Here is a 26,556-nt window from a genome sequence, read left to right as displayed (position 1 = left end):
GGTCATGATGGGTCATCCCCGGATGAGTTGCGGTATCGACCCGGAAGGCGATACCGGCAAGTGGACGGAGCGGTTGCGAATGACGCAGACAGACAGGATCGGAATGAGAAACAGGGCCATGTGTATCCAGACTGTGATCACCCAGTCTGTCTGATGCGAGATGGCATGCATGGCGGGCACGATAGAAAACATATAGACGAGCTGCCCGAGCATCTCACCTGCCATGGCCGTTTCCCAGAGGCGTCGAATGACCCAGGCCAGCAGCAGGAATTTCAGCGCGCCGAAATACCAGAATGATGAAAAGGCATCGATCAGCCCGGTTTCGGTCGTGCCGGTCAGCGGGTTGTAATTGCGGTCAGGCTTCGGTGTGGACAGATAGAGACTGTCCTTGATCTGGCTGCCGACGAGTTGGGCGGGCACATAGGTGAAGACGATCCGGTTCCAGTGGAACTTGCCGTAATCGAACTCCAGTCGCCGGTCGATCTCATCCATTCGCAATACGGCGTTGCGCATTTCGGGGCCGCCGCGTTCCAGCGTTTCCTCGAAATTGGCCGCATAGTCGATATCGAGAATCTGGTCGAGGACGAACCCCGAGGCAGCACGCGTCACCTGACGGTAATCGCCCATGCTGGTCATCAGGAACGTGCCTGCAATGATGCCGATGAACATTAATGTGCGCGGCACTACCCAGCGCCGGTAGAACCAGAAAGCAAGCAGGAACATCAACAGAAGCTGGATGGCCTCGGCGCGTTTGCCGGTAACGACGATGCGGTCGAGATAGAACACCAGATCAAACAGGATGATGCCCAGTGCGAGCCACGAGCTGCGCCGGGCAAAGCAAAGCAGCGCAATCGCGAGACCATAGGGCATGAGCTGCGCGAAGAAGAGCCAGATGACGGGCATGCCGGTCATCTGCACGCCGATGGATACTTCGCCGGGCAGGCGGCTCAAAAGGAAATAGAAGGATGCGCCGAAAACCGATAGCCCGGCAGCAGCCCATAAAAGCCGCCTTTCGCTGAAGCTCATGCTGAGGAATTTTATCGGGCGGTTCCCCATCTGCCAGCCGAGCGCCAGAGCAAGCAGAGCCAATATGCCCATCACCATGGTTTTCGCATAGGCGCCCGCGGGTATGAACTGGTCATACACCAGGGCTGGAACCTGCGGCAGGATGAAACCGAAGGTCATTACACCGGCCAGAAACGGAAATTGATACATGCGCTCAGGCCGCCCCAGAAAGCCGGTGGCCAGAAATGCCACAACCAGAAGAACGAACATCCATGTCAGCGAGAGGTTCACAGCCCGTCCTCCGTCGATTTGCAGATTGAGGACAGGTTGAGCGCTGGGCCGTGCCCGGTCAGATCCTGCGGGAAGATGCGGCCGGACAGCAGATACCAGCCAAGCTTGACATATTCCTTGGCGATCACCTCTACATCAGTGCGTGTGGTGGGAAAGCCGATATGTTCGTCGCTGTCATTGACAGGCGCGGACACGAAATGCATCTGCGGGCAAACGGCGCGAAAGCTCGCAACAGCGCGGCGCGAGTGATACCAGTTGGTGACGATAAGCGCGCTCTTCGCATTGATTTTGCGCATCATAGGGGCGGAATAGCGCGCATTCTGCCAGGTGCTGCCGGAATAGCATTCCACGAAAATAGCCGATGGCGGCACACCTTCGCGCACGATGATCTGCTTGTTGAAAAGGCAGTCGCCATCACCGGTGACGAGGATATAGGGCGAGCGCCCTTCCTTCCACAACCGTGCCGCCTGTTCCGCACGCGGCTGACCGTCACCGCCCGGCACGACGATCACATCGGCCCGGCTGCCGTCGTCCGGCAGTGCCAGCAAGGGTTCAGAGAAGAACATGGCGGCCAGTCCGAAGAACACGGCGCAGGGCAGAAGGGCGAGCAACATCATACCATGTGTCGCTCCGGTTTTTTGGCGTCCAGCGGTCGCTGCTGGACAGAAGAGCGGGAAGGCTGCGCGCTCTGACGGCTGCGCTGCTCTTCCATCTTGACGACGATCATGAACTCATAGGCTGCAAGCAGGCGGCAATAAAGATAGCCGGGCTTGCCATCGAGAAAACCGCGCCGCAGCACATACATGTAGAAAAAGCGCAGGCTTGGACGGAAGGGCATATTGTAGGACAGCGATTTCAGCGCACGCCGCCGTCTCTCAGGCTCGGTGGAGAAAATACCACCCCAGTCGATGTGCCGTTCCAGAAGGCGCGCTGCTGAAAGGTCGGCTTCTACCGAGGAATAGCGGTTGTGTTTCGCGTACCAGGCTTCCAGCCCCTTGTTGAAACTGTAATGGATGAAATGCGCCTGCAATTCGCCGCCCGGTCCACCACTGGCACGGGAATGCACCGAGCGTTCGAAGCGGACACGGTCGGGTCTGACAAGGCGGGTTATCCAGGTCGGGTAAAGGCTCGCATGGCGTATCCAGCGCCCCATGAACATATTCTTGTAGCGCGCCTTGAAGAACACTTCCGGTCGATCAGGATCGGCGGCAATAGCCAGCATTTCGTCGCGCAGGTCCGGCGGCGTGATTTCATCGGCGTCAGGCGTATAAACCCAGTCATGCTTGAACTTGATTTCCGTAAGTCCATACATGCGCTGGCGGTCCTCGGTGTCATAAGCATGGCTATAGACCCGCGCGCCCGCAGCCTTGGCGATTTCCACGGTGCGGTCGGTGCTGAATGAATCGAGCACCACGATATCGTCGCACCAGGCAAGCGATTCCAGACAGGCGGGCAGGTTCATTTCCTCGTTGAATGTCATGATGAGCGCGGAAACGGTCATGAAGTGGTCCCCGGAAATGTGAGATTGGGTTTTGCCGTCTTGGCTGTCTCGGAGATTGTCGCGGCAACGACGACAGCGGGACGTGTGCCTCTGGTCATGCGCAGCACGAAAAGCGTGTGCAGCGTGGCTGGCAGCAGGAGCAAAGCCAGCATGATCCATGCGGGCACACCGGCCCGGATCGCGATATAGGCGATCGCGCCAGCCAGCAGGTTGAGCGCCATCACAGCCATGGCCGTTTGCCCGCAGCTCAGGCCAGCATCCATCAACAGGTGGTGCAGGTGCTGGCGGTCGGCGGAAAACGGGCTGCGTCGCGCGCCAAGCCTGCGGATGATGAGGCTCAGCGTATCAATGACGGGAACGGCGACGACCCACAGCAGAACAGGGAAGGCGATGGCGGGTTCTCCACTTGCGAGGATGAGGGATGTGCCCGCAAGGGCCGCACCCAGAAGGGTGCTCCCGCCATCGCCTAGGAAGAGGCTGGCCTTCATGCGCCAGCGGTGGCGCATATTGAAGACAAGAAAGCCCAGGCACGCCGCCGCGAGCGCCAGCGTCTGAAGGCCGAGCCGATGCTGTCCAAAGTCGAAGCCGATCACGGCAAGCCAGAAAAAGGCAGCGGCACTGGATGCGCCTGCCAGTCCATCCACGCCGTCACTCATATTGACCGCGTTGATAAGGCCGACGATGAATGCCAGTGCAAGCAGCAGTGAAAGAGGCCCCATAAGATAAACGCTGCCGCCGTCTGCGGTCAGGCCGGAAGGCCAGCCGATAGTCATGCCGAGACTAAGCCGCTCAATATCGGCCATTCCGATGATCAGGGCCGCGGCCAAAAGCTGGATGGTCAGACGCGGCATCACCGGCAGGTTGAAACGGTCGTCCAGCACGCCTGTGACAAGAACGACCGCCAGACCGGGCAGCAGCTGCAGCATATTGGCTTGCTGGGAAGCCCCATGCACAATCGAAGCGGCGATGGCGAAGGCCAGAAAAATCGCAATGCCACCACAAAGCGGCACCGCACCCTCATGCCGTTTCCGGTCGTCCGGAATGTCGATGAGATACCATTCGCGGGCCAGTTCACGGAAGCCGATGCAAAAGGCGACCGAGAGGACGAAGGCCAGAAGCGTGATCCAGGAAAGATTGCTCATGTCTCCTCCGAGGCGCGAAAGAAGGTCTATTGTTCTTTTTCCTTGCTGCATTTCCCAACCGAACCGCGTGGCGATTCCATTGGGAACGTTCTGGAATTTTTACCCAGTCAGCTGATGTCCCACGACTTGGCTTTAGAGCGAGCGGCATACCCCTTTCAGGTCAGGCGCTAATACCATCGGTGACATTCCCCGCGGCGGGCGAAAGGCTATTCTGAAGGCGCCAGGAAGCCGGGTGGACTTTTCCGCCCGGCACGGTTGCGAGGGGGTATCGCATCTTGGAAAATTGTCTGCCGGAAATGTCGGCGCTCCCGCTGTTCTTCGTTACACGGAACCGATCATGAAAAATCATCGCCGGGGCTTCGTGATTGCCACGCTGGAGCAATATGCCGGATTGCTGTGCAATTTTCTGACTGTCGTTGCGGTTTCGCGTTTTCTGGGGCCGTCCGAGACCGGCATGGGCGTTGTCGGCCTCAGTGTCGCGGCGATTGTCTTTTCGCTGCGTGAATTCGCAAGCGCCGAATTCCTGATCCGGATCGAGAAGGTCGAGGATCGCGATATCCAGACGGCATTCACGTTTTTGATGAGCGTGACGCTGGTGCTGGCCGCAGCGCTCTTTCTGGCGCGCGATTATTTTGCCGTCACCTATCATGATCCTCTGCTGTCGCTTTTTCTCACCGTCACCATCATCGCGGCGGTGATCGAAAGCGTTTCATTGCCGGTTGTTGCCCTGTTGCGGCGCGACATGGCTTTTGGCGCTCTGGCGCGCATTCGCACCGCCGGTTCCGTTTGCGGCGCAGCCATAACCATCGCAATGGCCTGGTGGGGCGTGGGGCATATGTGCTTCGCCTTCGGATCGCTGGCTGCGGCGGCAGTCACAACCGCTTTTGCGGCAGCGCTTTATCCATTGGGTCGACTGCTGCGCCCATCGCTCGCAAGTATCGGCATGGCGTGGCAATTCAGCATGTATCTCGGGAGCAGTGCGGGGTTGAGCAAGATTTGCGAGACTTTTCCGCAGCTTATGCTGGGGCGTTTCATGCCCGCCGCATCCGTCGGGATCTATAATCGCGCCAGCACATTGAGCGGTTTGCCCGACCGGGTGTTTCTGTCGGCGATCTTTACGGTCGCCTTTCCGATGCTTTCCGATCAGGTTCGGGCGGGTGTGGATATAGCGCAATCCTATGTGCGCGCGCTGTCCTATATTTCGGTTGTTTACTGGCCTGCGCAGGCGCTGCTGGCGTTGCTCGCTTTTCCGGCGGTCCATCTGGTGCTCGGACCAGACTGGTATGGCGCAACGTCGATTGTCGTCATCATGTGCCTCTCCAGCATGTTCTGGTTTTCGGTCGTGTTGACCTATCCGCTTTTGATGGCGCTCGGCGCCAATCGCGATGCCTTCATATCCAACCTGATTTCACGCGTGGTGACGGCGATCATTCTTTGCGTCGCCGCTTACCATGGCCTGATGGCGGTAGCGCTCAGCCTGTTCATCAGTACACCGTTCCAGATGGTTGTTTCCGTGGTCTATGTGCGCAAGCACGTGGCTTTTTCCTACCGGATGCTGGGCGTCGAATTGTTGCGTAGCGGGTTCGTAACGCTGCTGACGCTTGCCATTCCGGTTGCAATGATTGCCGCTGCTGGCACATTGGAAGTTCATTGGGGCTTGGGTTTTGCCATCGGCCTTGCTGGTGTCGCCAGCTGGATCGGAGCCGTGCTGATCACGCGCCATCCTTTTGCATCGGAAATCACACCGGTCCTTGGATGGGCGCTCAGTAGAGTTGCGGGTCGTCTTGGCCGGTTGGGACGCGGGCGTTTCTCCACCTCCACGCCAGCCGAATGAGGAGATCGAGTATGAGACAGCCAGGTGTCGATGTCGTCATTCCGAATTACAATTACGGCCGCTATCTCGGCATCTGTGTTCGCAGTGTGCTGTCGCAGGATATTGAAAACCTGCGGGTGCTGATCATCGATAACGCCTCTACTGATGACAGCGCCGATGTGGCGCGTGCGCTCGCTGCCGAAGATGCGCGGGTGGAACTGCTGCTGAGGCCAGTCAATAAGGGCCAGCATGCCTCGTTCAACGATGGTATCGACTGGGCCAGCGGCGACTATTTCGTTTTGTTGTGTTCCGACGACTTCATCGTTCCCGGCGCGCTTCGACGCGCATTGGCGATCATGGAAACCGATCCAACAATCGCATTCTCCTACGGGCGCGACGTTGCGGTGAATGGCGACGCACCGATTCCCCCCATCCCGCCCCAGCCGGACGATGTGCCCTGCCGCGTCGAGACAGGCACGGCCTTCATCGAGCGCTTTTGCCGGCTCGGCGTGTTCCAGTTGCCGGGTTCGGCGATGGTGGTTCGCACTGCGGCGCAGAAAGCGGCGGGACACTATGTCGAGGCCCTACCGCATAGCGACGATTATCACATGTGGCTGCGGCTTGGATTGCAGGGGAGGATTGCCGAACTGGACTGTGTTCAGGGCGGTACGCGCTCGCATGGGCAGAACCGTTCGCAGCAATTGCGCGACACCCATCTGCTGCATATTCAGCACACGGCGGATGCGGGCGAGTATTTTTTTACCCGTGAGGGGCGTGTCTTGCCCGATTGCGATGCTTTGCATCGCATGGCGCGCCGGGGCATCGCGGAACGGGCCTATTGGTCAGCCATATCCCACCTGCTGCGTGGTGATCCGGCCTGGCGGCAGCTTCTGAAATTCGCAGTGTCGCAGCGGACACAGACGGCTTTTATCCCGCCGGTCAATTATCTCCTGCACCGGCCCGATACGAAGCGGCGCTTGCGCAGCTACGTCGATACGATGCTAGCTCGCCCTCTGGCGGCGACCGGGCGACAATAGACGAACGCTTTTCCGTTTCGTCAGCAGTTGTACGCGCAAGGTCTCTTCCTGCTGCGCGAGTTTCAGCCGATATTGGGCCACCCCGGCCTCAACACTTTCGGCCAGTTGTTGACGCCGGGCGAACATATCATCGATTTGCGCCAGAATGGTTTGCGGGTCGAACCGTTCGATATGATGGCCAAAGCCGTCAAGGCCGGTATCGTGCAGCAGCGCCTCGTTTTTCGCGGCATAGCCGAGCGAGATTGCAGGGCGTCCCATGGCAAGTGCGCAAACAATGTTGTGATAACGGCTCGCCACCACGATATCTGTTTTCGCGATCTGCTGCATTAGCTCGTGCAGAGACGCGACAGGCTCGATAATAATCTTCGCGGCGTCCGGTGAATCGATCCGCGCCATCAGATCGCCGATGGCCTGAACGTCGCCCTTGTCGCCGGTGAGCAGCCGCACCTCGCGCCCGCTGGCCAGAAGTGTTTTCGCCAGTTCTGCGATTTTGCCGAGATAGGTATCATAGATGTCCGAGGCGTTGGCCGCTCGCCTTTTCCACCCGCGATAGGTCATGACGCCAAGGCCCACGCGTCCGGCAACGCTGTCATGGATTGCGTTGCTGGCCGGTGGCAGCGCGAAGGCAATATCTGCGCTCACCGTATCGCTGCGCGCACTAACCCCCAGCGATTTCATGAAATCGTGAGAGATTTCATCGCGATAAGAGCGGAACACTGCGGAGAGCGCCGCCTTGCGGAAGAAAAAACGGCTGACCGGATGATCGGCAGGCCCGGCGCCAACGGACACGAAGGCAAGCTTGGCGCGGCCAAGGCGTGCCGCCAGACACCAGCGCAGGATGACGAACGGCCAGCCGAACGGACCTTCGTTGAAGTCGTCGAGAATGCCCGTGCCGGGCACGATGATGATGTCGAGGCCGTGTGCGACGGAAATTGCGGTGAGAAATCCGGCGAGCCGTCGTGGCAGCTGAAGCAGCGCCTTGTCGAGCAGGCGAAAGAGGTCGCTTTCTAGCGCGGGGTTTCCCACCGGCACTGTCGCGACATTGTATTTTTCCGAGATGATATCGGGGCGCGCGCAGATGCATAGCAGATCCGCATCGGGACAGTTGCGTTTCAGTAATTGCAGCATGGCTTCCAGAGAGCCGTCATTGCCTGCATTGCCGGAACCGAACTGTCCGAAAAGGCCTATTCTCATACTGGTGTCTCCAGAAGCGCCCCCGAAGCGCCTGTTGCACGGTACTCTGGGATCACCGCGCGGGAAAACTGGCAGAAGGGGGAAGCCCATCGTCTAATGTAGGATGGAGCATACCTCTCTTACCCCTCATGGCCAGAATGCGCCCGCCTGCGAATTCGATACACTGGCAGCGGTATATCAACTTGCCCCCTCGATATACCGGAACAAGGCTTCGAGGGACATTTTCCCTCGAAGTCTGGTTTCCGGGGTCCGAGCATTTCCAGCAAAAGTGCGAAGCGGTTTTGCGTGGGATAATGCGACGGAAAACCAGCATTTCCAGCAAAAGTGCGAAGCGGTTTTGCGTTGGAAATGCGGACGAAAAGACATTTAGAGCGGCACCCCTATTCAAGTGTAATGGAGCCGCTCTAAAGGGGGTGTTTACGATGAAATGTGCCTACTTCGTGCGCCCGCACATAGGCGGGACCTATTCGGTTTTCACGCGGATGCGTGCGTCACTGGCGCGCTCGGACATTGAACTGCGCTGGCTTGCAACGGGGGCTGCGGGCGATACCGTCAGCGTGCCGGAAGGGCAGGGGCTGGAGGATGCCGAGCGGCAGGGCGACGCCATTGACCGGATGGGTGTTCTCGATGAAGAAACCCGCGCAAAGCGCATTGTGGATTTTCTGCGCGATAATCGGTTCGATGCTGTCTTCGTCAATGTGCTGTCGCAGCGTTTCGAAACCAATCTCGTCCGCTATCTGCCTGCCGATATTCTGCGCATCATGATCGTCCACAGCATCACGCCCGGCACTTACGAGGCGGCACGCGCAATCCGCGATCATGTTCATGCGACGGTCGGCGTCTCCAACCGCTGCCGCGACGATCTTGTTCGCGGCTACGGTTTCGATGCGTCGCGAACGCTGGTGATTCCGAACGGGTTGAGCCGCGATCCGCATATCGGGCGCGCCCCATCGCGTAATGCAGATGGAAAGCCGATCCGGCTTTTGCATCTGGGTCGTATAGACGACAGTTCGAAGGGTGTGTTCTGGCTGCCGGGCATTTTGCGGCGGCTCAGCTGCGATTATCATCTGACGATTGCAGGCGATGGGCCGGACCTCGAAGCGCTGCGCCACAAGCTGGAACCATTCGGCGACAAGGTCAGCTTTACCGGATGGGTCGCGCCTTCCGATGTGTCATGGCTGGTCAGTCAGCACGATGCGCTGGTCATGCCCTCCCGCTATGAGGGGTGCCCGATGACGCTTATGGAAGCGATGAGCCAGGGGTGTCCGGCCATCGTATCGCGCATTGCAGGTGTGACGGATATGATCGTCACCGATGGCGAAGACGGGATGCTCTTCCCGATTGGCGATTGCGGGCGGGCGGCGGCACAGATTGACCGGCTTGCCGGTGATCCCCAATTGCGCAACCGCATGGCGGAAGCGGCAGTGCAGAAAGTCACTTCGACTTTCGACAGCGATATTGTTGGGGGCGCTTATGTAAATCTGCTGCAAAAGCTGCACCGGGACCGTCCGGAAATCGCGCCGCCACTGGCCTTGTCGCAATGGTCTATGCCGAATGCGCTGCACAAGAATTTGCGCAGCCGCCTGCCGCAGCCGGTCAAGAACTGGCTGCGCCGGATAAGGGAACGAATGTATGCGGGATGGTCCGCAGCCTGACCGGCTGCCGAGCAATCGAAGGTATTCGCCATGAATCTGTTCACATCGCAGTTTCGCAATTCTCAATTGTTGGGTAGCAAGGCCCATGCGCTTATACCCGGCGGCTGCCACACCTATGCCAAGGGCGACGACCAGTATCCGGTCCTCGCTCCGGGTTTTATCCAACGCGGTTGCGGCTCGCATGTCTTCGATGTCGATGGCAATGAATATATCGAATATGGCATGGGCAACCGGGCCGTGGGGCTGGGTCACGCCTATCCGCCGGTCTTGAAGGCCGTGCGCGATGCGCTGGAGGATGGGTGCAATTTCACCCGCCCGAGCGCGATGGAAGTGGATTGCGCGGAGCGTTTTCTTGAGCTGATCGACAATGCCGAGATGGTCAAATTCTGCAAGGATGGTTCTGACGCTACATCGGGCGCAATGCGTCTGGCGCGGGCCTATACCGGGCGCGACATGATCGCCTGCTGTGCGGACCACCCGTTCTTTTCCACCGATGACTGGTTCATCGGGACGACGAAGATGAATGCGGGCATTCCGGCGTCAGTCTCGGCCCTGACGGCGACCTTCCGCTACAACGATCTCGCCAGCGTAAAGGCTCTGTTTGAGGATTATCCGGGGCGTATTGCGGCTATCATTCTGGAGCCAGCGCGTGCCGATGATCCAAAGAAAAATTTTCTGCATGAAGCGATGCGCATTGCCCATGAAAATGGTGCGCTTTTCGTGCTCGACGAAATGATCACTGGCTTCCGCTGGCACAGCCAGGGCGCGCAAAAACTCTACGATATTGTTCCGGACCTTTCCTGTTTCGGCAAGGCGCTCGGTAATGGTTTTGCCATTTCGGCGCTTGCAGGCAAGGCGGAATATATGCAGCTCGGCGGCCTCAGTCAGACCGAGTTTCCGCGTGTGTTTCTGCTGTCGACCACGCATGGTGCCGAGACCCACGCTATGGCCGCTGCCATGGCGACAATAGCGGTTTATCGCGATGAACCGGTTATCGAGCACCTGTATGAACAGGGGGCCAAGCTTGCGAGCGGTATGAACGAGGCGATCACCCGCCACGGCTTAAGCAACTATGTCAGCACGGTTGGACGCGACAGTTGCCTCGCCTATGCGACGCTGGACGAAACCGGCGCGCCATCGCAGGCGTTCCGCTCCCTGTTTCTTCAGGAGACCATCCGGCGTGGTGTGTTGATGCCATCGCTGGTGGTCAGTTATACCCATAGCGATGATGATATCGCGAAGACGGTCGATGCGATTGACGGCGCTCTTGCTATCTATGCGCGGGCGCTGAATGACGGTGTCGAGACCTATCTGACAGGACGTCCATCGCAGGTGGTCTATCGCCGCTTCAATGAAAACGTGAATGCATGTCCGCCCGCGACGCTATGAGAGGGATGCTGGCAGGTTTGCTTGCGTTTGTGTTGCTGAATGGGGCGACGCAAGCCGCGACGGAGGTCAAGCTGCCGATCCATGTCAGCGAAAGCCACCGCTATTTTGAAGATGCATCCGGCAAGCCATTTCTCATGCAGGGAGACACTGCATGGTCATTGATCGTTCAACTCAAACGCGATGATGTGGATCTCTACCTGAAAGACCGCCGCAAACGCGGCTTCAACACCCTGTTGGTCAATCTTCTGGAACATCAGTTTTCCAGCAATCCGCCTGCCAATGCCTATGGCGACAAGCCGTTTAAAGATGCAGCTTTTGGCGCGATCAATCCGCGCTACTTCGACCATGCCGCATGGGTCATCGAGCGGGCGCAGACGCTTGGTTTTGTGGTTCTGCTGGCCCCGGCCTATCTTGGCGCCAATGGCGGCGGGCAGGGCTGGTATCTGGAAATCGAAGCCGCAGGGCCGCAACGGATGCGCGCCTATGGCGAGGCGGTGGCGCGCCGCTTCGCCAAATATACCAATATTATCTGGGTGTTGGGCGGCGATTTTGATGCGCCGGATAAAAGGCTGGTGTCCAGCCTGGCCGACGGCATCGCGGCCGTTTTGCCGAATGCCCTGCAAACCGTTCATACGCGCCGCAACACCAACACCGCCGAAATCTGGTCCGACGCCAAATGGCTTTCTATCGACACCGTCTATGACTATGACGATGTTCATAGTTCCGTGCTTGCGCAGACCAAAGCCAACCGAATGCCGGTCATTCTGGTTGAGACGCTCTACGAGAATGAGCATGGAACGACTGCGCAAATGATACGCCGGAATGCTTATGGCGCGCTGCTGGCTGGAGCGGTCGGGCAGTTCTTCGGCAATAGTCCGATCTGGCATTTTGGCGGGCCGGGCGTGTTCGACTCCGATCGGGACTGGCGGCAAGAGCTGAACAGTCCGGGTGCGCGGTCGATGACGGTGCTGCGAAAGCTGTTTGCGGTGCTGCCATGGACCGAACTCCAGCCCGACCGCAACGGCCTGATTACCGATGCGCGCAACCTTTATGCTGCATCGTTTTCCGGCGGGACTGGAGCGGTGATCTACGGCGAAGGGGGCAGCTTTTCCGTCCGTAAGGCCGCAGTGAAAACTGGCGATGATGTCGTCTGGATCGACCCATCTTCCGGGATAGGGATACAAGCGGCCACGCCGCAGGAAGATGGCCAGACGCTGACCTTTCGCACCCCATCAGAAAAGAATGCGGGCGGGGACGGAGACTGGATATTGCTGATCGGTAAGCCGGGCCGATTTGCGCTTAACCGAAAGGGGTAAGCGCTACGCCCTTCCGCTGCCGTGCACCCCGCTTGTCTTTAACCGGATATGCCTTCGGTCAAATCGCTACCCCCACTGCTGCGTGATTAACTTGGATTATTGGGGATGCAGAGGAAACGACTATGAAAGTGCTGGTTACCGGAAGTCAGGGTTACATCGGATCGGTCATGGTGCCGATCCTCGTTCATGCGGGCCATGAGGTGTCGGGCTACGATATCGGTCTTTACGAACATTGCCTGTTCGAAGAAGGTGGTGCGGTTGTTCATGTACCGACGCTGCGCAAGGATGTGCGCGATGTGTCGCCGCGCGATCTGGAAGGTTTCGATGCAGTCATTCATCTGGCCGCGCTGTCGAACGATCCGCTGGGCAACCTCAATGAAGAACTGACTTATGACATCAACCACCGCGCCAGCGTGGCAATGGCGAAAGCCGCCAAGCGTGCGGGCGTGGGGCGTTTTCTCTTTGCCTCGTCATGCAGCAATTATGGCATCAGCGATGCCGATCTGATCGACGAAACCGGCGAGTTGAAGCCGGTGACGGCCTATGGCCGCTCGAAAGTGCGCGCCGAGCAGGAAATCCGTGAGCTGGCCGATGCGAATTTCTGCCCGGTTTATCTGCGACCCGCAACGGCCTATGGCGTGTCGCCTTTCCTGCGCTTCGATATCGTGCTGAACAATCTTGTCGCCTGGGCCGTGACCAAGGGGCTGATCTATCTGAAATCAGATGGCACGCCATGGCGGCCTATCGTGCATATTCGTGATATTTCCCGAGCCTTCATGGCGGCCATGGAAGCGCCGCGCGAAAAGGTCTTCAATGAAGCCTTCAATGTCGGCTCCACCGAACACAATTACCGTATTCGTGACATTGCGGGCATTGTCGCCGAGACGGTGCCCGATTGCCGGATCGAATTTGCCGAAGATGCCGGCCCGGATACACGGTCCTACCGTGTCAGCTTCGAGAAGCTGGCGCGGGTTCTGCCCAACGCAAAGCCGCAATGGGATGCGGCGGCGGGTGCGGAAGAGCTTCTGGCAGCCTATAGCCGCTCGACCCTGACGCTTGAAGAATTCGAAGGGCCTCGGTTCCAGCGCATCGCCCATATTCGCAAGCTTCTGGAGGAAGGTGTTCTCGACAGCGATCTGCGGCGCGTGGAGCTTATGCAGCCGCCGCTCAGAGCGATCGCATGATGGATGCGCGGCCAGCAATCACGGACATGCACCGGTCTCCAGACGGGCAGGCGATCTATGATCTGGCCGCGCAGCTTTATCCTATCTGCCGCAGTCTGACGGGTGAGGGCGTGCGGGACACGCTCGCCATTATTGGCAGGCATTTGCCGCTGGAGATTCACGAGGTGCCGACCGGCACCCCGCTTTTCGACTGGAAAGCGCCGCAGGAATGGGTGATCCGCGAAGCCTATATTGCGAACAGAAACGGCCAGCGGATTGTCGATTTTGCGCGGCACAATCTGCATGTGGTGAACTTCAGTATTCCTGTACGAACAAGGCTTTCGCTCGAAGCCTTGAGAGGCCACATTCACACGCTGCCCGATCAGCCGGACCTCATTCCCTACCGTACCTGTTATCATGCGGAGGACTGGGGTTTCTGCATGGCGCATAGCGACTTTCTGGCAATGGCCGAGGGAGACTATGACGTGGTTATCGATGCCGAGCGGCGCGATGGTGCGCTCGTCTTCGGGGAGTTCACGCATCGCGGAACAACGGACGAGACGTTTCTGATCTCCGCGCATCTTTGTCACCCATCGCTTGCCAATGACAATTGCTCAGGTCTGGCATTGCTGACGCTTCTGGGGACGGCGCTTAAAGCGCGCTCCACGCGGCTGACTTATCGCTTCCTGTTCGGCCCGGCGACATTCGGCGCGCTTGCCTGGCTGAGAGAGAACGAGCCGCACCTTGACCGTGTCAGTCACGGCCTTGTCCTGTCCTGCGTTGGCGATGATGGCGGGCCGAATTACAAGCGCAGCCGTCGCGGCAACGCGGCGATCGACCGGATCATGGGGCAGGTGCTCGCGCAGTCCGGTCTGGCCGGGGCGACAATGCATGATTTCTGGCCCTATGGATATGATGAAAGGCAGTTCTGCTCGCCGGGGTTCAACCTGCCGGTCGGCATGTTTCAACGCAGCCTTTATGGCACTTTCTCGGAATATCATACCTCAGCGGATAATCTGGATTTCATCAAGCCGGAATGTCTTGAGCAATCTTTCAATCTCATCATGCAGGCCATTGATATAGCGGAGCGAAATTGGATTCCGCTCAACACCTCGCCAAAGGGCGAGCCGCAACTGGGCCGTCGTGGGCTTTACGGCAAGACCGGTGGTGACAGCCGTGCCGCGCAGGAAGCGATGGCCATGCTCTGGATTCTTAATCTATCTGACGGCGGCGCGTCACTTCTCGACATGGCCGAGCGGTCGAAATTGCCTTTCGCAACGCTCGCCGGGGCTGCGGAGAGATTGCGCGATGCCGGATTGCTGATCGAGTTGAAGTAATGGGCCTAAAGTAAAGGCCAAGAGCGGTCCTTGTCCGAAATCACGCTGGGCTGGTTCGGCCACGGTATGCCGAGCGCCGGATCATCATAGCGCAGGCCCGTTGCATGGTCCGGCGTGTAGGGATGCGAGATCATGTAGCGGATGAGGACATTATCGGTAAGCGCCTGAAATCCATGGGCGCAGCCTTCCGGTATATAAAGCTGCACGCCATTTTCCGCCGAAAGCTCCAGACCAACCCAGCGCATATAGGTGGGCGACTTGGGGCGTATATCGACCAGCACATCCCAGACCGTGCCTTGCAGGCAGGTGACGAGTTTTGTCTCCGAATGCGGGTCATGCTGGTAGTGCAAGCCGCGCAGCGTGCCTTTCTCACGCGAGAAGGAAAGGCTGTGTTGCGGATAGTGCGTTTCCATCTGCCGTTCGGCAAAAGCCGTTTCGGAATAAACCCGCGCAAACCAGCCGCGCTCGTCCTCCATCCGTTCCGGCTCGATAGACCATGCGCCATCAATGTTCAGAGAAGTAAACCGCATATGGAACGCCCCGTTTCCGCCTGCCGACATTCTGACAGCGTGGTCAGCGCCCGGTAGAGCCTTCTTCGAGGGACGATCTTCACCTTCCGACGTAGGGCTTTCCCCCGGATGGGCGAGCGGCCTACACCCTTGCCCGCCCTATGACGCAAGCCGGGTGAGGATTGGCAGTATTCGTTCGGTGATGGCTGCGCCCAATGGTATGTGCGCCGCGCTCCAGATGGCAGTCTCGGCAATCTTTAGACCGCTTAGTAGTTTGGGGGCAGAGTAGTGGCGGCCATTGTGAGGGCCAGAGCCGAGGGGGTGTGTATGACCATCCAGACACCGGATATTTCGCGGAGCAAAAGCATGACGCAAGAGCGGACCGGCTGTCGCCTGTGCGGTAAGCGGCTCAAACACACCTTTGTGGATCTGGGCATGTCGCCGCCCTGCGAAAGTTTCGTTGCCGCCGATCAGCTGGACCGCATGGAGCCTTATTACCCGCTCTATGCGCTGGTCTGCGATCATTGCTATCTCGTGCAGCTGAAGGAGTATTTTTCGCCCGCCGAGATTTTCACGGAATATGCCTATTTCTCGTCCTTTGCGACAAGCTGGGTGGATCACGCCAGAGCCTATTGCGACGCGATCACCGAAAGGCTGGAACTGGACGAGAACAGTTTCGTGGTGGAAGTCGCCAGCAATGACGGCTATCTGCTGCAGCATTTCCTGCCAAAGGGCATTCCGGTTCTGGGCATAGAACCTGCGGCCAATGTGGCGGAAGCCGCAATCGCCAAGGGCGTGCCAACCCGGGTTGATTTCTTCGGCGCGAAACTGGCGCTGGAAATGCTCGGTGCTAATCAAAGCGCCGATCTCATTATCGGCAACAATGTTCTGGCGCAGGTGCCCGATCTGAATGATTTCGTGCGCGGTATGCAGCTTCTGCTGAAACCCGAAGGTGTCATCACGCTGGAATTTCCGCATCTTGCCAATCTGATTGAGTTCAACCAGTTCGACACGATCTATCACGAGCATTTCTCGTATTTCTCGCTGCTGACCATTCGCTTCATGGCGCACAGGCACCACCTCAAGATCATCGATGTCGAGGAAGTGCCGACCCATGGCGGATCGCTGCGGGTCTATCTGGCGCGCACCGGCAGCAAGCGCAAGGCGTCGCCCCGGGTAGCGGCCCTTCTCAAGAAGGAAGAGAGCTTCGGCCTCACCGATATCGCGACCTATGAACAGTTTGCGGAAAAGACCCGTCACGCCAAGCGTGATCTCCTGTCCTTCCTGATTGCAGCCAAGAATTCGGGCAAGCGCATCAGCGGTTATGGTGCGCCGGGCAAGGGCAACACGCTTCTGAACTATTGCGGCATCGGCACGGATTTTCTGGATTTCACCGTGGACCGCAATCCCTACAAGCACGGGCGCTATACGCCCGGCATGCATATCCCGATCTATGACGTATCGGCGATAGACAAATACAAGCCGGACTACATTCTCATCCTGCCTTGGAACTTCAAGGATGAGATTATCCGGCAGATGCAGCACGTGGTCGAATGGGGCGCGAAATTCATTATCCCCATTCCTCATGTCCGATTGATCGATCCAGCTCTGATTGCAGAGGAGCGTTAGTCATGAAAGTCGTTCTGTTTTGCGGCGGTCTTGGAACCAGAATCCGCGAATATTCGGAAAATGTGCCCAAGCCAATGATCCCGCTCGGCCACCAGCCGATCCTGCATCATGTCATGGAGTATTACAGCGATTACGGCCACAACGACTTTGTCCTCTGTCTCGGTTACAAGGCCAATGTCGTGAAGGATTTCTTTCTGACGATCCGCCCGCAGACTTTCGCCGATTGCGTCGTCTCCAATGGCGGGCGCAATGTCGAATTGCTGGAGGAAGTGGACCGCGACTGGAGCGTGACCCTGCTCGACACCGGCATCTGGCGCAATATCGGCGAGCGCCTGTGGAGCGCGCGTGCCCATGTCGCGAAGGAGGACATGTTCCTCGCCAATTACAGCGATGGTCTGAGCGATGTCGATCTCGACGACATGACGCGGCGTTTCGAGGCGAGCGGCAAGATAGCCTGCTTCCTCGCCGTGCGTCCGCCGCTGACCTATCATCTGGCGGATATCGCCGAAGGCGGGGACGTGCGGGCTTTTCGGACGTCAAACACCTCTGATATCTGGATCAATGGCGGTTATTTCCTCTTCCGCAAGGAAATCTTCGATTACATGCGAGAGGGCGAAGAGCTGGTGCTGGAACCGTTCAGCCGTCTTATCGCCGACAATCAACTGATGGCCTATAAATATGAGGGCTTCTGGCGTTCAATGGATACGCTGCGCGACTGGCAGACGCTGGAAGACATGGTCGAGAAGGGCGATATGCCCTGGAAGAAACACAAGGCGGAGCAGCGCGCAGCCAACATCGCCATAGCGTTATGATCGACCTGCGTTCTCTCGCCAATCCGGGCAGGCCGCTTCAGCTCTTATGTCTGGGCGCGCATTCGGACGATATCGAAATCGGTTGCGGGGGAACGCTCCTCAGTCTGATCGAAGCGGGAACGCCGATGCACATCGAATGGTGTGTGTTGTCGGGCAGTGGAGAACGACGCGCCGAGGCGGAGGCTTCAGCGCGCGATTTTCTGCGCGGTACGGAAAATCCCGGCATCCGGCTTGCGGCGTTTGAGGACAGTTATTTCCCGGCGCAGATCCGCGAGATCAAGGCGTGGCTGATCGAACAACGCAGCCGCCAGACGCCGGATATTGTTTTCACCCACCGCCACGGCGACGCGCATCAGGATCACCGCACAGTCAACGAACTGACCTGGAACCTCTTCCGCGACCAGCTGATCCTCGAATATGAAATCCCGAAATGGGATGGCGACCTCGGCCAGCCCAATGCCTATTCGGCCCTTTCGGCGGCGATCATGGAACACAAGGTCGAGCTTTTGATGAAGCATTTCGGCACACAACGTTCGAAGGACTGGTTCGACCCCGAAACATTTCGCGGATTGGCGCGATTGCGCGGTATGGAATGTCGCGCGCCGGAAACCTATGCCGAAGCGTTTCATATGCGCAAGCTGCGACTGTTTTAGCTTTGTCTGGAGATACAAAAAAGCCCGTCGCGCTGGGAGGAGGAGTGCGCAACGGGCTGATTGGTAAAGCGCGATTGGGAGGAGGAGTATCGCGCTTCGTGTCCGGTTTCTGGGAGGAGGAGTGAAACCGAACAACGTGAAAATAGGTGCGCGGTCAGAGGTTTACAAGAGGACATGCTGCAGGGCAGCTATGCATTTTTTAAAGGGCTAAAAAAGAAACCGCCCCGCAGCGGTCTAGCGCGCTGGGGCGGTCACTCCCTCCTCCAAGTGGAGCACACAATAATGTGGGAGTTTCTAAAAGCAAGCCCCCGACAAAACTCTATAAATTTCAGAAAATACTGAAATCCATGAAGCTAATTGAGTAGTTGCCGGGTCTCCTGCTGATGAGCGGTTGGGTCTCGACTGATCTCGGGTCGTACTCGCCCACACTGTGTGGCTCCCAGCCGAACAAAACTTTGGCTAATATTTGATATATTTTATGGACTATCTAATTGCCGTGAGGCGGAGTGGAACCACGGCACCTGTGTGAAGCTGTCATTTGAGTGCGCTTCGCAGTTGTACCCCGCAATTCTCCGAGATTGCTATTTCCATTTTGGAACAGGTGTGATTAGGTTCGCGCCGACGGATTTAAGGAATCAGTCTTCAAATTTCACTGATGCGATAGGCTTGCGCGGTGGAAATTTAGACAGGACTATAAAAACTCTGACTCAATAAGAGTTTCAAAAAAAGCCTTATGATCTCGGGTGTTTAACCAGATCGCCCTCCCAATTAAGTGGGATAATTATCCGTTCTGATCACGTAATCTTTCAGACTGGAACCCTTTGTTGGTTTTAGAATCGGTCTTTAGTCGCCATTTTTTCCCTGCGTGCACTCCTGAGAGCTCGCCCGCCTCGCGCCCCTAAGCCCCCCGCCCAAACGCGAGGCGGTTCCTTATCCAGGAACCATCAGTTTTTCCCAAGAATCGTAACAATCGAATATGCTGGCTTCGGTCCGCGCATTTTGAGTTGCAACGCGCGTTACCCTTCAGTTCGTATAAAAATCGCAGTCACGTTTTAAGACGTTACGCAGCGTCACATTTGATTGGGATTTAATCGTAAATCTGAAGCGCTTTCTTCTGTGGAAGACGCCGAAAAGCCCGGCTGATGCCCTATTCTTCGGGTACGTTTAAGCCAGTTGAGTCGATTGGTGCGCGAGGTGCACCGCAGCTTGGCCACGTCTTGGAATGCATGCAGCAGCGGGTCCGGCTTCATGCTAGCGCGCCTTCGCTTCGTCGGAGGGGTTACATGTCAGGACGTCAGCCAAAAATTAACCATCTGTTAACCATTCCGCATATAGACCGAGTAAACCGTTTTTTAACCAAGATGAATCAAGTGCTAACACAATCCCGTCCGATCCGTTTGAAAGGGCGCTCCTTTCTTGCGCTGGTGCTCTCGCCTGAACTGCCGCTGGATGGCTGGCTGGACAGGCTAGACGATCTTGCCGCGCGTTCGGCGGGGTTCTTTCTGAACCGGCCAGTCGTGCTTGATCTTGAGAATCTGGTTATCGAACGGATGCAGCTGGTTCAGCTACTGGAAGATCTTGCAGGTCGCGGTGTCTGGATCACGGGGTTTGAAAATGCGCGTCCTTCGCTTCTCGGTCCTGGCATGCCGCCAGCGCTGCGTGGCGGGCAGGTGGCCGCGGATTTCAATCCCGAGGTGAGCGAGCCTGCGGCCCCGGCAAAGCCGGCTGCAACCGCAGCACCCGCCAATGTGCAACTGGTGAAGGCCGTCCCTTCGATGGTGGTAACGGAGCCTGTGCGCTCCGGCCAGTCCATCTATTTCCCGGATGGCGACGTTACTGTTGTCGGTTCGGTGGCTTCTGGTGCGGAAGTGGTGGCGGGCGGTTCGATCCATGTCTATGGCGCGCTGCGCGGTCGTGCGATGGCCGGGACGGCAGGCAATTCCAACGCGCGCATTTTCTGCCGCAAGATGGAAGCCGAATTGGTTGCAATCGACGGCCTCTACAAGACGGCTGAAGACATGGAAGCCCGGTTGCGCGGTCAGGCGGTGCAGCTCTGGCTCGATGGCGATTACATGATGGCCGAAACGCTCGGTTGATCGAATTTATTGAAAAGAAATCATGTCCGGTTGGGCGGGCAATACTCTCATAAGGCGTGCGGGAGCTACAGGAGACCAATATGGCAAAAGTAATTGTTGTAACTTCCGGCAAGGGTGGCGTTGGCAAAACGACATCCACCGCAGCCATCGGCGCCGCTCTTGCGCAGCGCGGTGAAAAGACTGTCGTTATCGACTTCGATGTCGGCTTGCGCAATCTCGATCTGGTGATGGGCGCCGAACGCCGCGTGGTGTTCGATCTGGTAAATGTGATTCAGGGCGATGCGAAGCTGCCGCAGGCGCTTATCCGCGACAAGCGTCTCGACACGCTTTATCTGCTGCCCGCCTCCCAGACCCGCGACAAGGACAACCTCACCACCGAGGGCGTTGATCGTGTGATCGAAGACCTCAAGAAGGAATTCGACTGGATCATCTGCGACAGCCCGGCCGGGATCGAGCGCGGCGCGACGCTTGCCATGCGCCATGCCGACATGGCCGTTGTGGTGACCAATCCGGAAGTGTCGTCGGTGCGCGATTCCGACCGTATTATCGGCCTTCTCGACGCCAAGACTCTCAAGGCCGAGCGCGGCGAACGGGTGGAAAAGCATCTTTTGCTGACCCGCTACGACCCGATCCGCGCCGAACGCGGCGACATGCTGAAAGTCGAAGACGTACTTGAAATCCTGTCTATCCCGCTTCTGGGCATCATCCCTGAAAGCCAGGATGTGCTGCGCGCATCCAATATCGGCTCTCCAGTGACGCTTGCCGACCAGCGCAGTGCGCCGGCTCTGGCCTATCTGGATGCAGCACGCCGTCTGGCGGGCGAAGAAGTGCCGATGACTGTTCCATCCGAAAAGCGCAGCCTTCTGGGCAAAATTTTCGGAAGGAGAGCGGCATGAGCCTATTTCGTTTCTTCACCAAGCAGGCATCGGCGCCCTTGGCGCGCGAACGTCTGCAAGTTCTGCTGGCGCATGAGCGAGCGTCCGAGGGACATTCCGATCTTGTGGCTGTGCTGAGGGAAGAAATTCTGGCGGTGATCGCCAAACATATCCAGATCGATCGCGACAAGGTCAGCGTGAAGATGGATCGGGGAGATCAGATGTCGACACTGGAAGTCGATATCGAGCTTCCCTTGAAGAAAAAGGTGCGGGCAGCCTGATCTTCAAAGCATTTCCGGCAAATCGTGTCTGGAAGTGCTTACTATAACGTGCGGGGGCGATAATGGAGGGATTTTTCCATGAACCGCGGCACACTTCTTATCCGTCTGAAGGAGCTTCAGGAACTGCCAAAGTTTCAGAAGCGCGATATCTGTACGGTAAGCGCCTTTCTACCTCTCGACGCTCTGGCAGAACATGTCAGGGTCTGCGAGGAGGCCGCAGGCCTAGCGCAAACGGGGCAGGATCATTGATCCTGCCTTTTTCGCTGGCTCATGCGTCTTTTACGGCACGGCAAAATGCGTCTGCAAATAGCAGCCGAGAAACAAAAGCACGACCGCAGCCGCTATGAGAGCCAGAATTTTCATAAAACAGCATTCGCTCAATCTCCGCTCACGTTCAATAAAACTGATGGTGATCGACGTGCGGAGGCAGGGAACGTATCAGGCGGTGTTCTGCAGCAGTTCGCGCCGCGCTGTTGCGACAACCTGCTGCGTCAAATCGGAGAGCCGATCAGCCGCAAGCCGATTGACCTGCCAATAGAGCGGTACGTCGAGCGGTGTGTCGGCTACAAGTTCGACCAGCTGGCCGGATGCAAGGTGGTCCTTCACCAGCACGTTTGGGTTTACACCCCAGCCCATGCCGTCAAGGCTCGCTTCGACAAATCCTTGCGTAGAAGGTAACCAATGCGTCGGGCAATTGACATCCGCCTTCAGGTTGTCCTTGATCCAGCGCTCCTGTAGCCGGTCTTTCTGGTTGAAAGTCAAGGCTGGCGCAGTGGCAAGCGCATCCGGCGTCACGCCATTTTTGAAATATCGTTCCATGAAATCCGGCGATGCGGTTGCGTGATACCGCAGCGTGCCGAGCGGAACGATACGGCAGCCTTGCACCAGTTTCGCGTGAGAGGACACAGCCGCCAGAACACGCCCATGCTGAAGCCATTCGGCTGTGTGATCCTGATCATCCACGGCGATGTTGAGAAGATGCTCGGAACCTTTGGTAAAAGCGGAAATGGCTTTCAAAAACCATGTTCCCAGACTGTCGGCATTGGTGGCGATGTTCAGCGTGACGCGCTGCTTCAGGTCGTCCGGCCCGGCAAGGGCTGGCAATTCTTCCAGCAACTCGCGTTCCAGCATACCCACCTGTTCGATGTGGCGACAAAGCCAGTCGCCTTTTTCGGTCGCGGTGCAAGGCGTCCCGCGCGAAATAAGCACCGTGCCAAGCCGCTCCTCCAGATGTTTCACCCGTTGCGATATGGCAGACGGCGTCACGTTCAAGGCGCGGGCCGCTTTCTCGAAACTGCCAGTTTGCACGACCATCGCGACGGCACGAAGTGCGGAATAATCGATCATTAGTTTATCTTAATTATAGTTAGTATCTTTAACTATACTAATCCAGACGAGGTTTGTATCCAAGCGCTATCAACCATTCCAATTTGCGTGGCATCTGGCGCCATGCTCCGTAGCGAGCCGAAATGAATTTCTCCGTTTATCTGACGGGCCTGACCATGGGCCTCAGCCTGATTGTAGCCATCGGCGCGCAGAACGCTTTTGTTCTGCGGCAGGGGCTGCGCGACGAGCATGTCTTCGCGGTCAGTCTTGTCTGTGCTGTTTCGGACGCAGTACTGATCACGCTAGGGATCACCAGCTTTCAGAAGATCGCGGCGGCGCTTCCGTCAATCGATCCGGTCATGCGCTATGGCGGTGCCGCTTTTCTGATTTGGTATGGAGCGCTAAGCCTTTATTCGGCAATCACATCGTCAACGGCGCTTTCGACCGGCAACGGTCAGGCAACAGGCTTGGGGAAAACCATTGCCACCTGCCTCGCTTTGACCTGGCTCAATCCGCATGTCTATCTGGATACGGTTGTCTTGCTGGGCACGATCTCTACCCAGTTTCCGGGCCTCGAAAGCGCATTCGCTATGGGCGCCATCACGGCTTCGTTCGTATTTTTCTTTTCGCTGGGATTTGGTGCGCGCTGGCTACGCCCGGTTTTCGCCAAGCCGTCCGCCTGGCGTGTGCTGGAGGGCTTGATTGCTTTTGTAATGTGGGCAATCGCATGGAAGCTACTGACCGGTGCATAAGCGCCGGTTCGCTCTCTATCCGGTTTATTCTTCCGAACTCTGCTGCCGAATCCGCTCGGAAACAAAGGTATGCAATGTGAACGACGTAGCCGGATTGTGATCCGGTGATTTTGGAAAACCTTTCAAATCCTGCGGCGCTATACCGAACCGCTCCTTGAAGAATTTGGTAAACTGCGCGCGGTCTGAAAAGCCGCAGGCATAGGCGACTTCCTTCATGCTCAGCCGTCGTCCGCCATCATTGATGAGGCGTCGATAAGCAAGGTCGAGCCGCTTGTTGCGGATCAGCTTTGTGACACCGTTGTCAGGTTCAAACGCGCGATAGAGATGAGAGTGCGACAGCTTGAACTGTTGCATAATGCTCTTTGGCGAAAGGTTCGGATCAGCCAGGTTCGCGTCGATATGGTCGAGCACGCGCTGACGCAGCGGCTGGCTGACGGCAAGATATTCTTCCAATGTGAAAGCCTGCCTGTTGATCGCCGCTTTCAGCAGAACCATCAGGGATTCCTGAATTTCAGGATAATCATTCTGGTCGATCGTATCGATGATCCGGTCGAGTGTCAGAATGAAATTGAACAGGATCTTGTTGGTTGCAATGTTGGAAGGCAGCACGAGACCGTGCAGGTTCTTGCCCGGAAAGGCCTTGTTGAGTTCCTTGCGCGGAATGGCCAGCGTCACGCGTGCGCCAGCCTCTTTCTTGCTGGTCAACACCTGCGTCAGATCGAGAATGAATATGTCGCCCGGCTTCACATCGACATTCTTGCCGTTGAAGTCGCCCCGGTAGTCGCCAGCCAGAACCAGTTGCAGCAGATAAAGGTCGAGATCCGTTCTCGCGATGATTTTCGGCGTTCGATCACAGAACTGGCTGCTGAATGTGGTATTGCCGACCACCATGTCGCCGAACAGACGCGAGCGGACGGAGCCGCTCATGACTTTGTCGCCCTTTTCGAGCGTTGGCGAAACCTCATAGATGATGGACGACGTGTCCCGCCAGAAATCATTGCGGATTTTCTCGTCAACCATATCCGCCGATATGTAATGGCCGCTCTTCATGTGCCCCCAACTGCGACAATTATCAGCTGGCAACTTTGCATGCGCATAAGCTTACGCACTTTTTAAGCATCCAACTGTTTCCTACTACTCCCAAGCCCGGACCTATTCTATCAAATTTGTCCCTCAAAACGCAAGATGGGACAAAAATACCGCATATTATGGACATACATGTATTGTCAGTGCGATTGCCTCAGCTATTTCTATTAAGTCGAATTCTTTATTGTTAGATCTTGGTGAAGTATCGAATTGCGGAATTAAATCAGGGTCTAACGCGATAACCGCCCGCCCGATGTTCGAAGTAAAGCTGTCTCGTTGAAACGGGTATTCCAGATCAATTAAATCGTTGGATTAAACAACTCTTATATTGAAAGAAAAATCTGGCGGAGGCGGTGAAATTATACAGCGGGCGCAATTCAGGGTTGCCAAGCCATCATTCTGTTTACGACGGAAAAAGTCGCATATGCGAAGGTTTTGGCGGAATTATCCCCACCAGACGTCGCTATCCCTCACGGATATAGACGCTTGGCGTCGCTTGAGCAGGGCGCGCTCGACACAACGAAAACCTTTCACTGGAACAAACCGCTTTATCAGAAAGGATCGATTATGATCGTGAAGCGAAGAACGCAGCTGCTTGCCAGCATGGTGGTGCTTGCACTGGCGTCACCCGTGCAGGTCGCGTTCGGGCATGACTGGGATCATGACCATTGGGGCCATCATGACCATGATTTTCCGCCTTTCGGTCATGACCATGGTTTTCATCATCACGATCATGCTGGTGCTGCCGTTGCCGCAGGGATTCTCGGACTGGCGATTGCCGCCGCCATTGCCGACAATGGCAACAACCGTCCTCACGATGTTTATGCTCCGCCGCCACAACCTTATTATGCGCCGCCGCCTTATCGCCTGAGCAACGGCATCACCTGTTATCCGGCGCAGCGGGCCTGTTACCTGGCGAACGGACATTATGCGGGCCTCACGACCCATTCGCAGTTCGGCAATTAGGACATATTATGAAATTTCATCATTTTTTACTGGGTGCGGCATTGCTGGCAGCCTTTCCAAAAGTGGCTATGGCTGAAGACGCTGCCAATAATCGGCTCCATGCCGCTTGGGACGCTCTGGCCAAGGGCGAAGGCGAATTTCTGTCAACGAAGCAATTTGCCAGCCTGAACAATCTCGCCTATCAGGCGGCCATCGTCAGGCTCTGCGATGGGCATGAGCTCGATCATGAAGCATTCCGCAGGAAAATTGAAGACGTCATCAAAGATACGGACAAAAAGCTGAGCGACGAGCAGGCCGATCTGCGCGAAGCAGCTGTTCTTGTGGCCTTCGGCGCGCGTTTTGGTCTGTTTCTCGCCGAAGGCAGCGATGACAGCAAGCCAGAGTTTTGTGCATCCGCCGACGAAATCAAATCCTCGCAGGACATTTCAGTTCTGGCGAAGTGAGGCGACTGCCGATCAAAACGAAGCCTCCCGTGCTGTCCGCGCGGGAGGCTTTTTGTCTAAAGCATGTCGCTGTTAACCGGATTCGGGATTCCCGTTTGGCTTGATCTGTGATTCACTTGTCTCATGGAAGGAGATGCACCATGGGCAAGCCGCATCCAATTGAGTTGCGTGAGCGTGTCGTTGCGTTTGTGAATGAGGGCAATAGTCACCGGGAAGCCGCTCGGCATTTCCGTGTTTCGCCTCGGTTCGTCAACAACATGATGATCCTGCATCGGTCATCCGGCT

25 protein-coding genes are annotated in these 26,556 nt (G+C 57.1%); 17 read left to right on the top strand and 8 right to left on the bottom strand.

The window, feature by feature from the left end; all coding sequences use genetic code 11:
- Window positions 1-12: 12 nt before the first annotated feature.
- The 4 genes from ABWW11_RS23395 to ABWW11_RS23380 are packed head-to-tail and all read right to left on the bottom strand — an operon-like array spanning window position 13 to window position 3,939.
- Entirely contained in the window at window positions 13-1,296 is a 1,284-nt protein-coding gene (locus ABWW11_RS23395) for a hypothetical protein (RefSeq protein WP_109367695.1), read from the bottom strand.
- Complete coding sequence (locus ABWW11_RS23390) at window positions 1,293-1,910, bottom strand: YdcF family protein (protein ID WP_371830835.1); 618 nt, start codon at window positions 1,908-1,910, stop codon at window positions 1,293-1,295. Before ABWW11_RS23390 ends, ABWW11_RS23395 begins: the two co-directional genes overlap by 4 nt.
- The gene (locus tag ABWW11_RS23385) at window positions 1,910-2,797 is read right to left on the bottom strand and encodes a glycosyltransferase family 2 protein (protein ID WP_109367693.1); all 888 of its coding nucleotides are present in this window, start codon (window positions 2,795-2,797) and stop codon (window positions 1,910-1,912) included. The genes ABWW11_RS23390 and ABWW11_RS23385 overlap by 1 nt, the downstream gene beginning before the upstream one ends.
- Window positions 2,794-3,939, bottom strand: a complete 1,146-nt coding sequence (locus ABWW11_RS23380; RefSeq protein WP_109367692.1) for an MraY family glycosyltransferase — start codon at window positions 3,937-3,939, stop codon at window positions 2,794-2,796. The genes ABWW11_RS23385 and ABWW11_RS23380 overlap by 4 nt, the downstream gene beginning before the upstream one ends.
- A 337-nt stretch (window positions 3,940-4,276) precedes the next feature.
- Between ABWW11_RS23380 and ABWW11_RS23375 the strand changes: the two genes are divergently transcribed.
- Both ABWW11_RS23375 and ABWW11_RS23370 read left to right on the top strand, forming a co-directional pair.
- A complete protein-coding gene (locus tag ABWW11_RS23375; RefSeq protein WP_109368016.1) occupies window positions 4,277-5,773 on the top strand; it encodes an oligosaccharide flippase family protein in 1,497 nt (498 codons plus the stop codon).
- A gap of 11 nt (window positions 5,774-5,784) precedes the next feature.
- Window positions 5,785-6,789, top strand: a complete 1,005-nt coding sequence (locus ABWW11_RS23370; protein ID WP_109367691.1) for a glycosyltransferase family 2 protein — start codon at window positions 5,785-5,787, stop codon at window positions 6,787-6,789.
- Here ABWW11_RS23370 and ABWW11_RS23365 read toward each other — a convergent pair.
- On the bottom strand, window positions 6,754-7,983 hold the full coding sequence (locus ABWW11_RS23365; RefSeq protein WP_109367690.1) for a polysaccharide pyruvyl transferase family protein: 1,230 nt from the start codon (window positions 7,981-7,983) through the stop codon (window positions 6,754-6,756). The genes ABWW11_RS23370 and ABWW11_RS23365 overlap by 36 nt on opposite strands.
- A gap of 422 nt (window positions 7,984-8,405) precedes the next feature.
- Between ABWW11_RS23365 and ABWW11_RS23360 the strand changes: the two genes are divergently transcribed.
- The 5 genes from ABWW11_RS23360 to ABWW11_RS23340 all read left to right on the top strand — a co-directional run bounded on the left by ABWW11_RS23360 (window position 8,406) and on the right by ABWW11_RS23340 (window position 14,843).
- Complete coding sequence (locus ABWW11_RS23360) at window positions 8,406-9,638, top strand: glycosyltransferase family 4 protein (protein WP_109367689.1); 1,233 nt, start codon at window positions 8,406-8,408, stop codon at window positions 9,636-9,638.
- 30 nt (window positions 9,639-9,668) lie between these two features.
- Window positions 9,669-11,027 carry a glutamate-1-semialdehyde 2,1-aminomutase gene (locus ABWW11_RS23355; RefSeq protein WP_109367688.1) on the top strand — a complete coding sequence of 453 codons (1,359 nt, stop codon included), beginning with the start codon at window positions 9,669-9,671 and terminating at the stop codon, window positions 11,025-11,027.
- Window positions 11,006-12,343 carry a glycoside hydrolase family 140 protein gene (locus ABWW11_RS23350; RefSeq protein ID WP_371830831.1) on the top strand — a complete coding sequence of 446 codons (1,338 nt, stop codon included), beginning with the start codon at window positions 11,006-11,008 and terminating at the stop codon, window positions 12,341-12,343. The genes ABWW11_RS23355 and ABWW11_RS23350 overlap by 22 nt, the downstream gene beginning before the upstream one ends.
- A gap of 122 nt (window positions 12,344-12,465) precedes the next feature.
- Window positions 12,466-13,527, top strand: coding sequence for an NAD-dependent epimerase/dehydratase family protein (locus ABWW11_RS23345; protein ID WP_109367687.1), 1,062 nt, complete (start codon window positions 12,466-12,468; stop codon window positions 13,525-13,527).
- Window positions 13,524-14,843, top strand: a complete 1,320-nt coding sequence (locus tag ABWW11_RS23340) for a DUF4910 domain-containing protein (protein WP_109367686.1) — start codon at window positions 13,524-13,526, stop codon at window positions 14,841-14,843. The genes ABWW11_RS23345 and ABWW11_RS23340 overlap by 4 nt, the downstream gene beginning before the upstream one ends.
- Window positions 14,844-14,848: 5 nt before the next feature.
- Here ABWW11_RS23340 and rfbC read toward each other — a convergent pair whose 3' ends face one another.
- Window positions 14,849-15,373, bottom strand: coding sequence for a dTDP-4-dehydrorhamnose 3,5-epimerase (rfbC, locus tag ABWW11_RS23335; protein ID WP_109367685.1), 525 nt, complete (start codon window positions 15,371-15,373; stop codon window positions 14,849-14,851).
- Window positions 15,374-15,679: 306 nt separating this feature from the next.
- Between rfbC and ABWW11_RS23330 the strand changes: the two genes are divergently transcribed.
- From ABWW11_RS23330 to ABWW11_RS23300, 7 genes are all read left to right on the top strand, one after another.
- The gene (locus tag ABWW11_RS23330) at window positions 15,680-16,981 is read left to right on the top strand and encodes a class I SAM-dependent methyltransferase (protein ID WP_109367684.1); all 1,302 of its coding nucleotides are present in this window, start codon (window positions 15,680-15,682) and stop codon (window positions 16,979-16,981) included.
- A 2-nt stretch (window positions 16,982-16,983) separates the two neighbouring features.
- A complete protein-coding gene (locus tag ABWW11_RS23325; RefSeq protein WP_109367683.1) occupies window positions 16,984-17,793 on the top strand; it encodes a sugar phosphate nucleotidyltransferase in 810 nt (269 codons plus the stop codon).
- Entirely contained in the window at window positions 17,790-18,446 is a 657-nt protein-coding gene (locus ABWW11_RS23320) for a PIG-L deacetylase family protein (RefSeq protein WP_121538748.1), read from the top strand. Before ABWW11_RS23325 ends, ABWW11_RS23320 begins: the two co-directional genes overlap by 4 nt.
- Before the next feature lie 1,361 nt (window positions 18,447-19,807).
- Window positions 19,808-20,542 carry a septum site-determining protein MinC gene (gene minC, locus ABWW11_RS23315; RefSeq protein WP_109367681.1) on the top strand — a complete coding sequence of 245 codons (735 nt, stop codon included), beginning with the start codon at window positions 19,808-19,810 and terminating at the stop codon, window positions 20,540-20,542.
- Window positions 20,543-20,622: 80 nt separating this feature from the next.
- Entirely contained in the window at window positions 20,623-21,438 is an 816-nt protein-coding gene (gene minD / locus ABWW11_RS23310; protein ID WP_109367680.1) for a septum site-determining protein MinD, read from the top strand.
- Window positions 21,435-21,698, top strand: coding sequence for a cell division topological specificity factor MinE (gene minE / locus ABWW11_RS23305; RefSeq protein ID WP_109367679.1), 264 nt, complete (start codon window positions 21,435-21,437; stop codon window positions 21,696-21,698). Before minD ends, minE begins: the two co-directional genes overlap by 4 nt.
- A gap of 78 nt (window positions 21,699-21,776) precedes the next feature.
- Window positions 21,777-21,947 (top strand): hypothetical protein, encoded by a 171-nt coding sequence (locus tag ABWW11_RS23300; protein ID WP_181376050.1) that lies wholly within the window; start codon window positions 21,777-21,779, stop codon window positions 21,945-21,947.
- A gap of 189 nt (window positions 21,948-22,136) precedes the next feature.
- On the opposite strand, the gene ABWW11_RS23295 is transcribed toward ABWW11_RS23300, so the two are convergent.
- Entirely contained in the window at window positions 22,137-23,045 is a 909-nt protein-coding gene (locus ABWW11_RS23295; RefSeq protein ID WP_109367678.1) for a LysR family transcriptional regulator ArgP, read from the bottom strand.
- A 122-nt stretch (window positions 23,046-23,167) separates the two neighbouring features.
- Here ABWW11_RS23295 and ABWW11_RS23290 point away from each other — a divergent pair, with 122 nt between their 5' ends.
- Complete coding sequence (locus tag ABWW11_RS23290; protein WP_109367677.1) at window positions 23,168-23,776, top strand: LysE/ArgO family amino acid transporter; 609 nt, start codon at window positions 23,168-23,170, stop codon at window positions 23,774-23,776.
- 24 nt (window positions 23,777-23,800) lie between these two features.
- Here the strand turns inward: ABWW11_RS23290 and ABWW11_RS23285 are convergent, their stop codons facing one another.
- Window positions 23,801-24,826 (bottom strand): helix-turn-helix domain-containing protein, encoded by a 1,026-nt coding sequence (locus tag ABWW11_RS23285; RefSeq protein ID WP_109367676.1) that lies wholly within the window; start codon window positions 24,824-24,826, stop codon window positions 23,801-23,803.
- Between the two features lie 522 nt (window positions 24,827-25,348).
- Between ABWW11_RS23285 and ABWW11_RS23280 the strand changes: the two genes are divergently transcribed.
- A complete protein-coding gene (locus tag ABWW11_RS23280) occupies window positions 25,349-25,828 on the top strand; it encodes a hypothetical protein (RefSeq protein WP_109367675.1) in 480 nt (159 codons plus the stop codon).
- An 8-nt stretch (window positions 25,829-25,836) separates the two neighbouring features.
- On the top strand, window positions 25,837-26,271 hold the full coding sequence (locus ABWW11_RS23275) for a hypothetical protein (RefSeq protein WP_109367674.1): 435 nt from the start codon (window positions 25,837-25,839) through the stop codon (window positions 26,269-26,271).
- Window positions 26,272-26,556 lie beyond the last annotated feature (285 nt).

The sequence above is a fragment of the Brucella sp. NBRC 113783 genome, assembly GCF_040372265.1.
Lineage (GTDB): Bacteria > Pseudomonadota > Alphaproteobacteria > Rhizobiales > Rhizobiaceae > Brucella > Brucella teleogrylli.
The sequence above is the reverse complement of the archived record's forward strand: the minus strand, read 5'-3'. Positions and strand labels throughout refer to the sequence as shown.

Coding starts and splice junctions, on each gene's coding strand:
- ABWW11_RS23390 (WP_371830835.1), bottom strand. CDS start 1,910: ATGTTGCTCGCCCTTCTGCCCTGCGCCGTGTTCTTCGGACTGGCCGCC.
- ABWW11_RS23385 (WP_109367693.1), bottom strand. CDS start 2,797: ATGACCGTTTCCGCGCTCATCATGACATTCAACGAGGAAATGAACCTG.
- ABWW11_RS23380 (WP_109367692.1), bottom strand. CDS start 3,939: ATGAGCAATCTTTCCTGGATCACGCTTCTGGCCTTCGTCCTCTCGGTC.
- ABWW11_RS23375 (WP_109368016.1), top strand. CDS start 4,277: ATGAAAAATCATCGCCGGGGCTTCGTGATTGCCACGCTGGAGCAATAT.
- ABWW11_RS23370 (WP_109367691.1), top strand. CDS start 5,785: ATGAGACAGCCAGGTGTCGATGTCGTCATTCCGAATTACAATTACGGC.
- ABWW11_RS23365 (WP_109367690.1), bottom strand. CDS start 7,983: ATGAGAATAGGCCTTTTCGGACAGTTCGGTTCCGGCAATGCAGGCAAT.
- ABWW11_RS23360 (WP_109367689.1), top strand. CDS start 8,406: ATGAAATGTGCCTACTTCGTGCGCCCGCACATAGGCGGGACCTATTCG.
- ABWW11_RS23355 (WP_109367688.1), top strand. CDS start 9,669: ATGAATCTGTTCACATCGCAGTTTCGCAATTCTCAATTGTTGGGTAGC.
- ABWW11_RS23350 (WP_371830831.1), top strand. CDS start 11,006: ATGTCCGCCCGCGACGCTATGAGAGGGATGCTGGCAGGTTTGCTTGCG.
- ABWW11_RS23345 (WP_109367687.1), top strand. CDS start 12,466: ATGAAAGTGCTGGTTACCGGAAGTCAGGGTTACATCGGATCGGTCATG.
- ABWW11_RS23340 (WP_109367686.1), top strand. CDS start 13,524: ATGATGGATGCGCGGCCAGCAATCACGGACATGCACCGGTCTCCAGAC.
- rfbC (WP_109367685.1), bottom strand. CDS start 15,373: ATGCGGTTTACTTCTCTGAACATTGATGGCGCATGGTCTATCGAGCCG.
- ABWW11_RS23330 (WP_109367684.1), top strand. CDS start 15,680: ATGACCATCCAGACACCGGATATTTCGCGGAGCAAAAGCATGACGCAA.
- ABWW11_RS23325 (WP_109367683.1), top strand. CDS start 16,984: ATGAAAGTCGTTCTGTTTTGCGGCGGTCTTGGAACCAGAATCCGCGAA.
- ABWW11_RS23320 (WP_121538748.1), top strand. CDS start 17,790: ATGATCGACCTGCGTTCTCTCGCCAATCCGGGCAGGCCGCTTCAGCTC.
- minC (WP_109367681.1), top strand. CDS start 19,808: ATGAATCAAGTGCTAACACAATCCCGTCCGATCCGTTTGAAAGGGCGC.
- minD (WP_109367680.1), top strand. CDS start 20,623: ATGGCAAAAGTAATTGTTGTAACTTCCGGCAAGGGTGGCGTTGGCAAA.
- minE (WP_109367679.1), top strand. CDS start 21,435: ATGAGCCTATTTCGTTTCTTCACCAAGCAGGCATCGGCGCCCTTGGCG.
- ABWW11_RS23300 (WP_181376050.1), top strand. CDS start 21,777: ATGAACCGCGGCACACTTCTTATCCGTCTGAAGGAGCTTCAGGAACTG.
- ABWW11_RS23295 (WP_109367678.1), bottom strand. CDS start 23,045: ATGATCGATTATTCCGCACTTCGTGCCGTCGCGATGGTCGTGCAAACT.
- ABWW11_RS23290 (WP_109367677.1), top strand. CDS start 23,168: ATGAATTTCTCCGTTTATCTGACGGGCCTGACCATGGGCCTCAGCCTG.
- ABWW11_RS23285 (WP_109367676.1), bottom strand. CDS start 24,826: ATGAAGAGCGGCCATTACATATCGGCGGATATGGTTGACGAGAAAATC.
- ABWW11_RS23275 (WP_109367674.1), top strand. CDS start 25,837: ATGAAATTTCATCATTTTTTACTGGGTGCGGCATTGCTGGCAGCCTTT.